Here is a 13,560-nt window from a genome sequence, read left to right on the forward strand (position 1 = left end):
CCTAAATTATGTAATACTCTGATATCTTCAGCAGGTGTAAGGGATGAGCCACTATGGATTCAAGTACAATCAACAGTTTGTTTATCATCGGCTCGGTACTCGTCACCGCCAGTATTTTACTCAGTGCCTTTTCGTCGAAGTTAGGGATTCCTATCCTGGTTATCTTTCTAGTTTTAGGGATGTTAGCTGGTGAACAAGGTATCGGTGGAATTGTCTTTAACAACTATCCTGTCGCGTATTTAGTTTCAAATCTCGCCTTAGCCGTCATTTTGTTAGATGGGGGGATGCGTACCAGTGTGAGTTCCATTCGTATTGCCATCTGGCCTTCATTGTCTTTAGCCACTATTGGCGTCTTGATTACGGCAGGTTTGACCGGTGCTTTGGCTGCGTACTTGTTCCACCTTGATCTCATGCAAGGCTTTCTCATTGGCGCAATTATTGGTTCCACCGATGCAGCCGCCGTGTTCTCTTTGATTGGTGACAAAGGGTTAAATCAGCGGGTCAGTTCAACCCTAGAAATCGAATCCGGTAGTAACGATCCCATGGCTGTCTTTCTAACCGTGACGTTAATAGAGATGATTCAACAGCATCATCAGGGTCTCGATGTCAGTTTTATTATTCACTTGATACGAGAATTTGGCCTAGGCATTGTCATCGGCCTTCTTGGTGGGATGACCTTACAACGACTGATTAATCATATTACTCTACCTGCTGGACTCTACCCATTACTTGCAGTGAGTGGTGGTATACTTGTTTTCGCCTTAACAACTTTACTAGGGGGAAGCGGGATTCTTGCAGTGTACCTAACAGGCTGTTGGTTAGGGAACAGCGGTATCCGCAACCGAACCGGTATTACACAAATTTTTGATGGTCTTGCTTGGCTCAGCCAAATTGGAATGTTTATTGTATTAGGGCTGTTAGTTGTTCCCAGTGACCTTTGGAAAATTGCATTACCAGCCCTGCTGCTCTCGCTATGGCTTATTTTTATCGCTCGCCCTCTTTCGGTATTTGCTGGGCTGCTCCCCTTTAAAAGTTTTAGTATGCGTGAACGGTTCTTCATCAGCTGGGTTGGATTACGCGGTGCAGTTCCGATTATTTTAGCCGTTTTTCCGATGATGGCTGGTCTCGACAACGCTTCTCTCTATTTTAATATCGCTTTTTTTGTAGTAATGGTATCGTTACTCCTTCAAGGCAGTACGCTATCCTTTGCCGCGAAACTCGCAAAAGTGATCGTGCCACGCACAGTATACCCGTTCCAACGTAATAGTTTAGATATCCATCCTGATAGCCCTTGGGAACAATACGTTTATCAGCTGGGTTCTGAAAACTGGTGTATTAATGCGCCCCTCAAAGATCTGAAAATGCCTGAACATACCCGGATTACCGCTTTATTCCGAGATAATGTGCTAATGCACCCTCGTGGCTCTACTCACTTGCGCGAAAATGATATTTTATGTGTGATTGGTCGAGAACGTGACTTATTGGCCTTAGGAAATATGTTTAGTCAAACCCCCCCGATCGATTTGGATCAACGCTTCTTTGGTGATTTTATCCTTGATGGCCAAGCGCCTTTACAACAAGTCGCGGAGGTTTACGGACTAACCTTGTCTGACAGCAGCTTTCACGGGATGAACTTATCACAACTTATGATTGAAAAATTGGGCCGTAACCCAGTAGTGGGGGATGCCTTACAATGGTCTGAGCTCTTACTGACCGTTGCAGAAAAAGATGATGACACAATTTCACGTGTCGGTTTACGTTTATTGGAAGAAGAAGATTAATGAATTCCCCGCGCTATTTTATTGCTTTATTATTATGCTTAGTCTTACTTTCCCCCTTAGGGATTGATTTATTTCTACCCACGTTACCTTATATCGCCTCTGGGCTTCAAACGCCGGTTAGTCATATTCAATTGACCATTCCATTATTCTTATTGGTCATGGGAATTGGACAATTAATTTCAGGGCCTTTAGTCGATAATTACGGGCGAAAACCTATTGCGCTAATAGGATTATCGCTTTATTTAGCGGGAAGTGCTCTGGCTGCCCTGGCTATTAACTGGCCTATTTTTTTAGTGGCTCGCATTGTTCAAGGTATGGCCGTGTGTTGTACCGCAGTGGTGGCTTTTAGTGGCGTACGAGATAAACTTGAAGGCGACGAAGCAGCACGTGCTTATAGCTTTTTAAATGGTTCACTGAATATTGTCCCTGCACTGGCGCCATTGCTAGGCGGGATGCTTGCGCACTATTGGGGTTGGCGCGCGCCATTCGGCTTTCTATTTCTGTATGGCTTAGTACTGATGGTCATTATTTATAAGTGGCTACCTGAGACACGTCCAGACACTACCCATCCCAGTGCTCTGTTTCCCATTCGTACCTATGCATCGATTGCAAAGCAACCCGCATTCTTGGCTTTTACCTTCTCCATTGCCAGTGCGTTGGGTATGGTATTAACGTATGTCTCTTTAGCCCCAACGGTGTTGATGGAGCATGATGCGTTATCACCTTTTACCTTCTCGATTATATTTGGCATAAACGGCTTATGGATAATGGCGGTCAGTGCAATAGCGAATCGTATTATTCCAAAGTGTGGTCGCCCATTCTGTTTACTGCTCGGCGCAATATCGATGATCGCTGCAGGGGTTATTCTTTTCGCTGAGCCGTATTTGTTGGCCCCAGCTATCCTTTCGCACTGGTTAAGCTATATGATACCGGTAGCGATTTCCGTGGCAGGTTTGGCTTTTATTATGGGGCCGGCAACGAGCTACGCTTTAGCCCCTTTCCAACAAAATGCTGGAGTGGCGTCAGCATTGCTAGGCTTTGTCCAGATGGCTGGAGGCGCAGGAGGGAGTATAATCATGCTAATGCTACCGCTAACGCCTTATACTGCACTTGCCATTATGATGTTGCTAGGCGGAGCACTGGCCACTGTTGCCTGGTTGACCAGCTTGAAGGTTAAGGGTTCTCTTATCTCACTCAGCTAATATCAGAAATAATAGTGAACGGGACGCGTTGGGTTACTGCTGTTAACAATTCATACCCTACCGTCCCAGCTGCGTGAGCAATGGTATCAACTGGGAGTTGAGAGCCCCATAGTTCTACAGCGCTTCCAATACTTGCCTCAGGACACTCGGTGATATCCACCATCAGCATATCCATCGAAACCGTTCCGACTATTTTGCATAATTTCCCAGCGATTAACACTGGAGTACCGGACGGCGCGTGGCGGGGATACCCATCGGCATAACCACATGCAACGATACCGATTCGTTGGGCTGAAGGTGTCACATAGCGGTGCCCGTAGCCAACGCCCTCACCTGCGGCAACCTGCTGAACCGCGATGATTTCACTCGTTAATGACATCACCGGGCGAAGATCGAACGATTCAATATCGGCCGCACACCCTGTGGGCGAGGCACCATATAATACGACCCCTGGTCGTATCCATTGATGGTGGGTCTCAGGGTGCCACAAACTTGCTGCCGAGTTGGCGTAACAGCGCGGCGCTTGAAGTTCTGAGGTGGCCTGATCAAGGCGTTGTGACGGTTCACGGATAAAATCAGGCCCCTCGTCTGCTCTAGCAAAGTGAGACATTAAGGTGATCTCTCCAACAGCAGGAAGCGTATTGAGTTGTTGCCAGACCGTCAGAACCTTGTCCGGAGAAAAACCTAACCGATTCATTCCATTATTAATCTTTAAATACACTGAAATGGGTTTTTGAGCTTTGTAGCTCGCAAGCGCTTGAAGTTGCCAATCGCTATGTATCGCTGTCGTCAGTTGGTAAGCTTCTATCAACGATAAATCAGTGGGTTTGAAGAAACCTTCTAACAGTAAGATCGGTTGGGTAACGCCGGCTTCTCTCAATTGGATAGCTTCTTCATAATTGAGCAAGGCATACCCATCCGTTGCGGCTAGCGCTTGATAGCAGCGTGCTAGGCCATGACCATAAGCATTTGCTTTCACCACACTCCACACCTTCGATGTCGGTGCTAACGCTCTAATTCTGCGAAGATTATGGCTCAATGCGGTTGTATTAATAGTTGCCTTGATCGGCCTAGACATCGCTACTTACTCCTCAACTCAGCCGTTTTGCGACTGTAAATGTAACGTCGGTGCTTCAAAACCCGGTAAATAACGGTAAACCGATAAATCATCCGCAGCAATATCCGGTGTACGGCCAGAGATAATATCGGCAATCAATCGTCCAGAACCACATGCCATGGTCCACCCTAAGGTACCATGCCCCGTGTTCAGATAGAGATTACTGAGTGGGGTTTTACCAACAATTGGCGTACCGTCTGGGGTCATTGGTCGTAATCCTGTCCAATAATGCGCTTCGCCCAGCGAAGCTGAATTAGGATAAAGATCATTGACCACCATCTCCAGTGTTTCTCTTCGCGCCTGAGGGAGTTCGTTGTTAAAACCAACAATTTCTGCCATACCCCCCACACGTATACGCTGTTCAAAACGCGTCACGGCGACTTTATAAGTTTCATCAAGCACAGTTGATACAGGCGCTCGGCTCTCGTCCGTAATCGGTAAAGTAATGGAATAACCTTTGAGTGGGTACACAGGGATATCAACCAATCCCTTTAGTAGCGACGTAGACCAACTGCCAGCGGTCACTAAAATCGCATCAGCTTGCAACTGATGACCATTGGCAATGACAGAGGTTATTCGGTTATTTTCAACCGTTAAGCGTTCCACATTTTGATTGAAAAGAAACTTAACCTTGGCTTGCTCTGCTAATTGCGCCAAACGTTGCGTGAAAAGCTTACAATCACCTGTCTCGTCATTAGGTAATTGCAAACCTCCTGTTAATTTATCAAGACTATTTGCAAGCCCAGGTTCAACCGATGTGAGTTGGTGGGATTCGAGTAAATTAAAAGGGACGCCCGCATCTTTAAGCACGGCGATATCTTTAGCAGCATTATCGAACTGTTGAGTAGTCCGAAAAAGCTGGAGTGTCCCTCCTTGTCGCCCCTCATAAACAATACCCGTTTCTTGACGTAATGCTCGTAAGCTATCTCGACTGTATTCGGCTATCCTCACCATTCTCGCTTTATTTTCTTGATAATGATCTAGAGTACAGTTTCGTAACATCGACCACATCCAAGACAGTTGGAATCGGCTACCATCTGGGCGAATTGCGAGGGGAGCATGTTTTTGAAACATCCATTTTATTGCTTTAAGTGGTATACCTGGCGCAGCCCAAGGTGCAGCGTAACCGGGAGAAATTTGACCGGCATTCCCCGCGCTAGTTTCCATCGCCACGCCAGACTGTTTTTCTACTACTGTCACTTCATGACCTGCAGCAGCAAGATACCAAGCACTTGTCACGCCTACCACACCACCACCAATAATCAGTACACGCATAACACCCTCGCAGAACATTTAACCTGAAACTGCCTTATCATCTAGTGAAAAGACCTACCGCTCACTGACAATTTATGAGCCTTTATTTCACGTTATTTTTAAGAAAAAAAACAATAAATAAAATGCATATTTAAAAACATAGATTTTTATGCTTCTTTTCTGAATTAATATACTGCAAAGAATCCAATTTGATCAATTATTGTACTATCTGATATATTAAATTTTGCATTACCCCTCAAATACAGAATAGAGTTAAATTCTTTATATGGATGTAAAAATAGAATATATAGCTTATTTTTATAAAAAATACGATATGGGAAAGATGCAGTAAGGAAATGACTGCAGCGTTAGCACTGATATGTTTAGGATGGGTAGTAGAAATATGTCCGATAGGATCCCTTCGCGTTCTTTGCTACTATCTTCCCGCTATTTCCCTTTTCGACTACAGGAACGTTATGTTACGGAAATTAAAACACCTCTCACAACATAGAGGCGCATGGTTATTACTGGCTGCTGGGGTAGTAGTGTTAGAGCTCACCGCAGTAGGCTTTCAACTATTTTTGGGACAAAAACCTTGTGTGCTCTGCGTCTATCAACGCGCAGCATTGGCAGGACTATTGTTGGCAGCCTTGATTGGCGCCGTTGCCCCCAAAACGCCATTACGCTTTATCGCTATTCTAGGTTGGTTGGTTGCCGCTGCGAAAACCTTCTCTTTAGCCTGGGAGCAAACTCAGCTTCAACTTCACCCGCCGCTTTTTGCAACCTGTGATTTTTTTCCAAAATTCCCCCAATGGTTACCCTTAAACCAATGGTTCCCGACTCTTTTTACCCCTACCGGTAACTGTACCGACATAGGCTGGCAATGGTTGTCCATGACAATGCCACAGTGGCTAGTTGGGATAAGCGGGGTATTGTTTGTGATAGGGGTGATCATCCTTGTCGCGCAGCTTCCTTGCCCTAGAAAAAATCGTCCTTAACAGGCCTTAGTGGCGACTACTGTTATTCAGGGTTGGGAATGATATGATCTTCCCAATTCCTGACTTCACTTTCTCTTACTGCAATATGCCTTACCGAGATACGTTGTGCATGCATGGCCTTTGCAGACCCTACTTTAAGCGGATGCCAAGCCGGCAAATCCTGGCCTTCAGCCAAAAGCCGGTAACTACAGGTTCTTGGTAACCAAGAGAATGTAGGAAGGTTATCTCGCGTCAACTTTATACAATCCGGTTCGTAAGCAAACCGGTTATCGTAGTGACGGCATTGGCAAGTCTTAATATTAAGAAGGTTACACGCGACATTCGTGAAATATATTTCGTCGGTATCGGCATCTTGTAGCTTGTTTAAGCAACATTGACCACAGCCATCACACACTGACTCCCACTCGCTATCACTCATTTGCTCAAGACTTTTTGTTTGCCAAAAAGGAAGCATTGTCATAAATCAATCCAACATAACAGGTTCATACTACACTGACTCGTTATCACCCCTAAGGAGGGTACAAAATATTTACAGATAAATCTTAGCTAGCTTTCGATTCTGTTGCTAAGTGGCGAGTTAATAAGTTCTCAACCGGGGGAGGGATCTGCAAATAAAAACCTTGCTCAATAAGCTGTTGTTTAACTTTATCAATATCTGCAGAAGCCAGACGTTCCCTACCCTCTAAAGAAATTACCATCGATAAAAGTGGTTTACCAAACCCTTTCATTAACGCTTCAGGAACACAGCTAAAGTCATCTTTTTTACTAAGATATAAATACGTCTGGTCCCGTAAAGAACTACGATAAATTGCACAAATCATAAATTTCTCCGAATAATCTAACTCGGTTGCTTGCCTGTTGAATACGAGGATTATAACATGCTTAAGGTTAACAAAATATTAGCCTTAAGCAGGACTTTACTCTTTCGTAAAGTCAGGTAAGGTGTATAAAAAATCACAGGACTGAACAAGTATAGATGTCACAGACGCCCATTGAACTAAAAGGCAGCAACTTCACACTTTCTGTTGTCCATATAAATCATTCACAGCCTGATGTGGTATTAAACGCGCTTCAGGAAAAGATTGCCCAAGCGCCCTCATTTTTGGCGAATGCGCCTGTAGTGGTGAATGTTGCATCGTTAAATAGCACTGTAGATTGGAAAAGTATGTATCACGCTATTTCACAGTCTGGATTAAAGATTGTGGGAATTAGTGGTTGTAAAGATGAACAACTCAAAACTCAGATTGCGACATTGGGTATCCCCTTTCTCAATGAAGGTAAAGCAGCTGTTCAGAAAACTCCCCCTGTTAATCAAGAATCTCCTGAACCAGTAAAAATATCCGACGATGACAAAGCTTTACGGACGCGGATTGTTGATACCCCCATTCGGTCAGGCCAACAGATTTATGCTCGTAATGCCGATCTGATTGTTACCAGTAGTGTAAGTGCCGGTGCTGAGTTGGTCGCAGACGGTAATATACATATTTATGGCAATATGCGCGGACGTGCATTAGCGGGTGCGAGTGGTGATACCCAGGCTCAAATATTTTGTACTCATCTCGCGGCAGAATTAGTGTCGATTGCAGGTGAATATTGGATTATGGATCAAATTCCAAACGATTTTTTTAGTAAAGCAGCACGGTTGGCCTTACGTGAAGGCAAACTGGCTATTGAACCTCTTAATTAGACCCCTTTTCTTAAGTTAAGGAAATCAAGAAATATGGCACGCATAATTGTAGTTACATCAGGTAAAGGGGGCGTTGGCAAAACCACGTCAAGCGCAGCCATCGCAACGGGTCTTGCCCGTAAAGGAAAAAAAACAGTCGTTATCGACTTTGATATCGGACTTCGTAATCTTGACCTCATCATGGGTTGTGAACGCCGTGTGGTCTATGATTTCGTCAATGTTATTCAGGGTGACGCTACCTTGAATCAAGCGCTGATCAAAGATAAGCGCACTGAAACATTGTATATTCTTCCTGCTTCTCAAACACGTGATAAAGACGCCTTGAATTACGAAGGTGTCGAAAAAGTTCTCAATGAGTTGAAGAAGATGAACTTTGACTTTATCGTTTGTGACTCTCCTGCAGGTATCGAAACTGGAGCCTTGATGGCGTTATATTTCGCTGATGAAGCGATTATTACGACTAACCCTGAGGTCTCTTCTGTACGGGACTCAGATCGTATCTTAGGCATTATTGCCTCCAAGTCTCGTCGCGCCGAAAAGGGTGAAACCCCCGTTAAAGAACACTTATTATTAACCCGTTATAACGCGGGCCGAGTTAATCGTGGTGACATGTTAAGCATGGAGGATGTATTAGAAATCCTACACATTCCTCTGATTGGCGTGATCCCTGAAGACCAGTCTGTGCTTCGCGCCTCTAACCAAGGTGAACCTGTGATTCTCGATGAAGAATCTGATGCAGGTCGCGCATACAGCGATACAGTTGAACGCTTGCTCGGCGAAGAACGTCCCTTCCGCTTTATTGAAGAAGAGAAGAAGGGTTTCCTAAAACGCCTGTTTGGGGGATAGACCATGGCGCTGTTAGATTTCTTTTTATCCCGAAAAAAAAATACTGCGAATATCGCAAAAGAACGCTTACAAATCATTGTTGCAGAACGTCGCCGTGGCGATAGCGAACCACACTATTTACCACAGTTGAAACGCGACATTCTTGAAGTTATTTGTAAATACGTGAAGATTGATCCTGATATGGTAACGGTACAATTGGATCAGAAAGGAGAAGATATCTCCATTCTTGAACTCAATGTGACATTACCTGAAGCAGAAGAAGCTGAAAAGTAGCGACTAGAAAGAGCGGTTATTCACCGCTCTTCTTAACTCAATATTGGGTTAATACCTTGTTAAGAGAATCGCCTAATAATTCTCCTCGCCATCCGTACAGTAATTCTGGCTGCACATCACTCTGCTTTAACTTCCAATGAGCGCTAATGAGTTGGTTAATCTGACGTCGCGAAGCTAACATCTCTTGGCTATAACCAGAACGAGCACTCACCTGTTTCACTACCTCTTTCAATTCCGTGAAGAGCTGCTTATAACGAGGGTTATCAATAATATTTTTCACCGGATTAGGTAAGGCGTCTTCACTCAGCGAAGCTCCCTTCCTTACTAGCGCTAAAATCGTTTCCCCGTGAAAACGAATTTCAGGTCCTATCGCCCCAAGCTCGCGAAGCTCGGCTAGAGATGATGGGCTAAAGCGCGCCGCCTTCCAGAGTAATTCTTCCTTCACCACGAAATTCACTGCCATATTATGTGCCCGCGCGTAATTCAGACGCCACTCGGCCAAACCTTGCAGAATAGCTAACTGCCTAGGCTTCAATTGCCATGCTTGTGAAATATCTAAGTAAGCTAATGCGGGGTCGATAGTGATCTGACGTCTTAGAATTTGTAACGCACATTCACTTTCAATGTAAGCGAGTTGCCCTTTATCTAGGGCTTGTTGATGAAGTTTTTCAGCGATAGGAAGTAAATATTCAACGTCGGCCGCCGCATACTGACACTGCTTCTCGGTTAATGGGCGGGCTAACCAATCGGTTCTTGATTCGCTCTTATCTAATTGAATACCTGTAAACTGCGCAACCATAGCTGCGAAGCCCCATGATGAAGGGTTTCCAAGAAAGGCTGCCATAATTTGCGTATCGAGCATAGGTGTCGGCACCACGTCAAAACGGTTTAGGAAAACCTCTAAATCTTCACCCCCAGCGTGAAGATATTTAATCACCTTTTCATCAGTCAGTACTTCAATAAAGGGCTGCCAATCGGAGATTTGTAATGGGTCTATCAGGCTGACTTGGCGACCATCGTAAAGCTGAATTAATCCTAAAAGTGGATAATAAGTCCGTGTACGAACGAATTCAGTGTCCAAAGCAATCGCTTCAACTTCCCGTGCCTCTTTACAACAGTCAATTAGTTGACGATCGGTCTCTATAAAACGATAACTTAGCATAATTTCTCTCTATTTCAGGGTTCTCCAGTCGCAGCGCATCATTCCTCAGAGGCTGAGGCTGAAGTGAGTGCTTGGCGTAAAACTTTACCTAACGGGTTCTTAGGTAGAACATCGCGAAATTCAATAATTTTCGGAACCTTATATCCTGTTAGTTGCTCACGGCAATATGCGATAACCTGTGCTTCAGTCAGATTCGGATCATTACGTACCACAAAAACTTTGACCTTTTCACCACTTAGTTCGCTCGCGATCCCAACCGCCACGGCTTCGCTAATAAGAGGATGCTCATTAAGGACTGATTCGATTTCGCTCGGATAAACGTTAAAACCTGACACAATGATAATATCTTTTTTTCGATCCACCAGTTTTAACAGCCCTTCCTCTGTGACGAGCGCAATATCACCAGTATGGAACCACCCCTCGCTATCAAATACCGATAAAGACTCTTCAGCGTGTTGCCAATAACCTTTCATCACTTGCGGCCCTCTGACACAAAGTTCTCCTGGCTGTCCAACGGGCACCGGTGATAAAAATTCATCGACTAAAGTGATCTCTGTCGAGGCAACAGGTAAACCAATAGTACCTGTATGTCGAGTTATTGATAGTGGATTGACGGCTACCAAAGGTGAACACTCTGTGAGTCCATAGCCCTCGATAATAGGAATGCCTGTCAGGCGTTCCCACTCCGAGGCAACTTGAGGTTGAATCGCCATTCCACCCGCAACACTAATTTTAAGTGAGGATAGGTTTAACTGACGAAAACCAGAATGATGGATTAAGCGTGCGTAGAGGGTGTTAACCCCAGAGATAACGGTAAAGTTCACTTTCTTCAATGAAGCAACCCAGCGATCCATATCCAGAGGGTTAGTGATTAGCACATTACTTGCCCCCTGCTCGACAAATAATAAACAGTTAATCATCAAGGCAAAAATATGGTAGAGCGGCAAAGCACTGATCACTCGCTCTTCACCTGGAACAAGCAGATCCCCGTAAACCGCCTTAATTTGTTCAATATTGGCCAATAAATTGCCATGGGTCAGCATTGCCCCTTTGGCGACTCCGGTTGTACCGCCGGTATATTGAAGGAGTGCAACATCATCGAGTTGTAAACAGGGTTGTTGATAAGGAAGGTCACGTCCTTTTCTCACACAGTCACGATAGCGCTGGTGAGCGAGCTGCCACTTAGGGACCTTCTTTTTTACGTAATGCAACATGAAATGAATCAGTTTACGTTGCAGGGGAGGATGCTCGTCACCCAGTTCGCTCACAATAAGATGTTTTACCGGACTACCCACCATCACGCGTTCTACTGTGTGAGCGAAATTACTCAAAATAACCAAGGTAGTAATACCGCTATCTTGTAACTGGTAACGCAGCTCACGAGCGGTATAGAGAGGATTGATATTCACCACAATGGCACCACAACGAATGATGGCGAATAACACGACAGGATATTGGAGGCAGTTTGGCAACATAATGCCGATTCGTTGACCGGCAGTAACGCCTAACTCATTTTGAAAGTAAGCCGCAAGCGCCCTACTTCGTTTATCAAGCTCGTGATAGCTCAGTGACGTACCAAGGTTAGAAAAGGCAACCTGCTGCGGATAACGTGCAACAGCTGTCTCAAACATATCTAACAATGAGTTATAACGTTGAGAAACGCTATTTTCAGCCTTAAGTTGAGAAATTCCTCGTTGTGAAGCGATTTCTCGACTTAATACTGTAGACTGCTGACTGTTCATAAAAGATACAACCCCTTATTGTTAAGCAGAGTAATGATAAAATTCAGGCTTAACCCTTCGTCCATAAAAAAACCGGTCACTTTTGGTGACCGGCTCACACATTTGACTCTATTCAGATAGAAAAGTCTGTACAGGCATCGGTCCTTGCATAGAGTACCCCCACCAGGGATCAATAAAACCCCGCCGACCATAACGTGGACCGTACCATATCCATGGGTCCATCGGCATTGGTGGTGTCATGACTTGCTGAGTAAGGTGCCATCGTTGATACCCGGTCACGCTGACGACCAGGAAGCTATAGTTTTGCTCACCAATTTTACCGGGCGTCACGCGTTGAATAAAGCCGAGCACGGTCAAATATTGATTCGTTAACTCTGCCGGATCGACAAAACTGGGGATATCGGCATATAAACGTCCCAAAGACGCCGCACCCAATATCGGCCGAGCACCATCGTCTAGCGGTTGTACCATTAACTCGATACGAGTAACGTTATCGTGATTTGTGACCTTAACGACTTTACCGCCAAAGCGTGATTCTTGGCCGACATACAAGTTCGGCGCATTCATTACGCGGGTGAAATCTTGTTGAGGGAGTGGAGCATTTCCTTGGATCGATTTCGGAATAGAGACACAGCCCGTTAAGAAAACTAAGGGCAGAAGACAAGCCAACACAGCACGGTGATAATATTTCATAACGCACTCCCAATCAGACTGACACAATAGACAGATTGATGGCTAAATAGTTTCCAAAAGAAATTAACGACCAGGTAATTTTTTCCACGTGACTTCATTACGAAGATAAATTGGCTCAATCTCCGCTGGATGAACAAGGTTCCCCGCCTGTAACTGTCGATAAGCTAAGGGTAGCATATCTTCTGCTTGGGGTAGGAGGCTCTCACTTGCCGTGAGCGTTAGCCTATGTCCCTCGAGCAGTTCAGGATATGCCTGCCATCCTGTCCCGGCCGTCATCCATTCACCAGTGAGGCTATTCATTTTCTTTACCGCGGCTTGAGGGGAAAGTACCTGTTCGCTCTCCTTACCCTGCCATTTCCCCTGATCGTCTCGTTGGTAGATAGCCCAATAGACTTCTCCCATACGCGCATCAATCGCAACTAAAACATTATTTGCTTGATGCTTACGCCAAGCGCCTTCAGCTAAGGCTTCGAGGCTTGAAATCCCGATTAACGGTAGTTGGGCACCATAAGCCAAACCTTGAGCAATGCCTATTCCAATACGTACGCCGGTGAAGCTACCAGGACCTAAGCAACAGACCAACGCATCCAACTGCTGCAATCTGAGTTGTTGGTCTTGCAACGCTTGTTCAACCATAGGCAGAATACGCTGCGTATGCTCACGCGGGGTCAGAGCAAATTGCGCATCGATCTTACCCTGGTGTAACAAAGCAACAGAGCAGGCTTCTGTCGCCGTATCTAAAGCGAGAAGTCGAGTGTCGAGAGAATAATCAGTCATTAATTTTGTCTTCATCATATACCGTATT

Annotated in this window: 14 protein-coding genes; 6 read left to right on the top strand and 8 right to left on the bottom strand. The window is 45.0% G+C overall.

Annotated features, from left to right (window positions below; genetic code table 11):
- The first annotated feature begins 53 nt into the window (after positions 1-53).
- Positions 54-1,781: a potassium/proton antiporter gene (locus QJR74_RS08040; protein ID WP_304371355.1), complete on the top strand. Its 1,728-nt coding sequence runs from the start codon at positions 54-56 to the stop codon at positions 1,779-1,781.
- Positions 1,781-2,983 (top strand): multidrug effflux MFS transporter, encoded by a 1,203-nt coding sequence (locus tag QJR74_RS08045; RefSeq protein ID WP_304371356.1) that lies wholly within the window; start codon positions 1,781-1,783, stop codon positions 2,981-2,983. The genes QJR74_RS08040 and QJR74_RS08045 overlap by 1 nt, the downstream gene beginning before the upstream one ends.
- On the opposite strand, the gene alr is transcribed toward QJR74_RS08045, so the two are convergent.
- Positions 2,976-4,061, bottom strand: a complete 1,086-nt coding sequence (gene alr / locus QJR74_RS08050) for an alanine racemase (protein ID WP_304371357.1) — start codon at positions 4,059-4,061, stop codon at positions 2,976-2,978. The genes QJR74_RS08045 and alr overlap by 8 nt on opposite strands.
- 18 nt (positions 4,062-4,079) lie before the next feature.
- Positions 4,080-5,375 carry a D-amino acid dehydrogenase gene (locus tag QJR74_RS08055; protein ID WP_304371358.1) on the bottom strand — a complete coding sequence of 432 codons (1,296 nt, stop codon included), beginning with the start codon at positions 5,373-5,375 and terminating at the stop codon, positions 4,080-4,082.
- 455 nt (positions 5,376-5,830) lie between these two features.
- Here QJR74_RS08055 and dsbB point away from each other — a divergent pair, with 455 nt between their 5' ends.
- Positions 5,831-6,352 (top strand): disulfide bond formation protein DsbB, encoded by a 522-nt coding sequence (dsbB, locus tag QJR74_RS08060; RefSeq protein WP_304371359.1) that lies wholly within the window; start codon positions 5,831-5,833, stop codon positions 6,350-6,352.
- Positions 6,353-6,374: 22 nt separating this feature from the next.
- On the opposite strand, the gene QJR74_RS08065 is transcribed toward dsbB, so the two are convergent.
- On the bottom strand, positions 6,375-6,812 hold the full coding sequence (locus tag QJR74_RS08065) for a YcgN family cysteine cluster protein (RefSeq protein ID WP_092675248.1): 438 nt from the start codon (positions 6,810-6,812) through the stop codon (positions 6,375-6,377).
- An 82-nt stretch (positions 6,813-6,894) separates the two neighbouring features.
- Positions 6,895-7,173 (bottom strand): YcgL domain-containing protein, encoded by a 279-nt coding sequence (locus QJR74_RS08070; protein WP_304371360.1) that lies wholly within the window; start codon positions 7,171-7,173, stop codon positions 6,895-6,897.
- A gap of 155 nt (positions 7,174-7,328) precedes the next feature.
- Between QJR74_RS08070 and minC the strand changes: the two genes are divergently transcribed.
- Genes minC through minE form a run of 3 tightly spaced genes read left to right on the top strand, consistent with a single transcriptional unit; the run spans position 7,329 to position 9,158 of the window.
- Entirely contained in the window at positions 7,329-8,039 is a 711-nt protein-coding gene (gene minC / locus QJR74_RS08075; protein WP_304371361.1) for a septum site-determining protein MinC, read from the top strand.
- Positions 8,040-8,072: 33 nt separating this feature from the next.
- Positions 8,073-8,885, top strand: coding sequence for a septum site-determining protein MinD (minD, locus tag QJR74_RS08080; RefSeq protein ID WP_304371362.1), 813 nt, complete (start codon positions 8,073-8,075; stop codon positions 8,883-8,885).
- Positions 8,886-8,888: 3 nt separating this feature from the next.
- Entirely contained in the window at positions 8,889-9,158 is a 270-nt protein-coding gene (gene minE, locus QJR74_RS08085; RefSeq protein WP_062812076.1) for a cell division topological specificity factor MinE, read from the top strand.
- A 37-nt stretch (positions 9,159-9,195) separates the two neighbouring features.
- Here the strand turns inward: minE and rnd are convergent, their stop codons facing one another.
- The 4 genes from rnd to tsaB form a co-directional block, all read right to left on the bottom strand.
- Positions 9,196-10,320 carry a ribonuclease D gene (gene rnd, locus QJR74_RS08090; protein ID WP_304371363.1) on the bottom strand — a complete coding sequence of 375 codons (1,125 nt, stop codon included), beginning with the start codon at positions 10,318-10,320 and terminating at the stop codon, positions 9,196-9,198.
- Between the two features lie 38 nt (positions 10,321-10,358).
- Positions 10,359-12,062: an AMP-binding protein gene (locus tag QJR74_RS08095; RefSeq protein ID WP_304371364.1), complete on the bottom strand. Its 1,704-nt coding sequence runs from the start codon at positions 12,060-12,062 to the stop codon at positions 10,359-10,361.
- Positions 12,063-12,170: 108 nt separating this feature from the next.
- Positions 12,171-12,755 carry a Slp family lipoprotein gene (locus QJR74_RS08100; protein WP_304371365.1) on the bottom strand — a complete coding sequence of 195 codons (585 nt, stop codon included), beginning with the start codon at positions 12,753-12,755 and terminating at the stop codon, positions 12,171-12,173.
- A 63-nt stretch (positions 12,756-12,818) separates the two neighbouring features.
- Positions 12,819-13,547 carry a tRNA (adenosine(37)-N6)-threonylcarbamoyltransferase complex dimerization subunit type 1 TsaB gene (tsaB, locus tag QJR74_RS08105; protein WP_304374000.1) on the bottom strand — a complete coding sequence of 243 codons (729 nt, stop codon included), beginning with the start codon at positions 13,545-13,547 and terminating at the stop codon, positions 12,819-12,821.
- Positions 13,548-13,560: the final 13 nt, after the last annotated feature.

Origin of the sequence: Tatumella ptyseos (genome assembly GCF_030552895.1) — a bacterium.
Lineage (GTDB): Bacteria > Pseudomonadota > Gammaproteobacteria > Enterobacterales > Enterobacteriaceae > Rosenbergiella > Rosenbergiella ptyseos_A.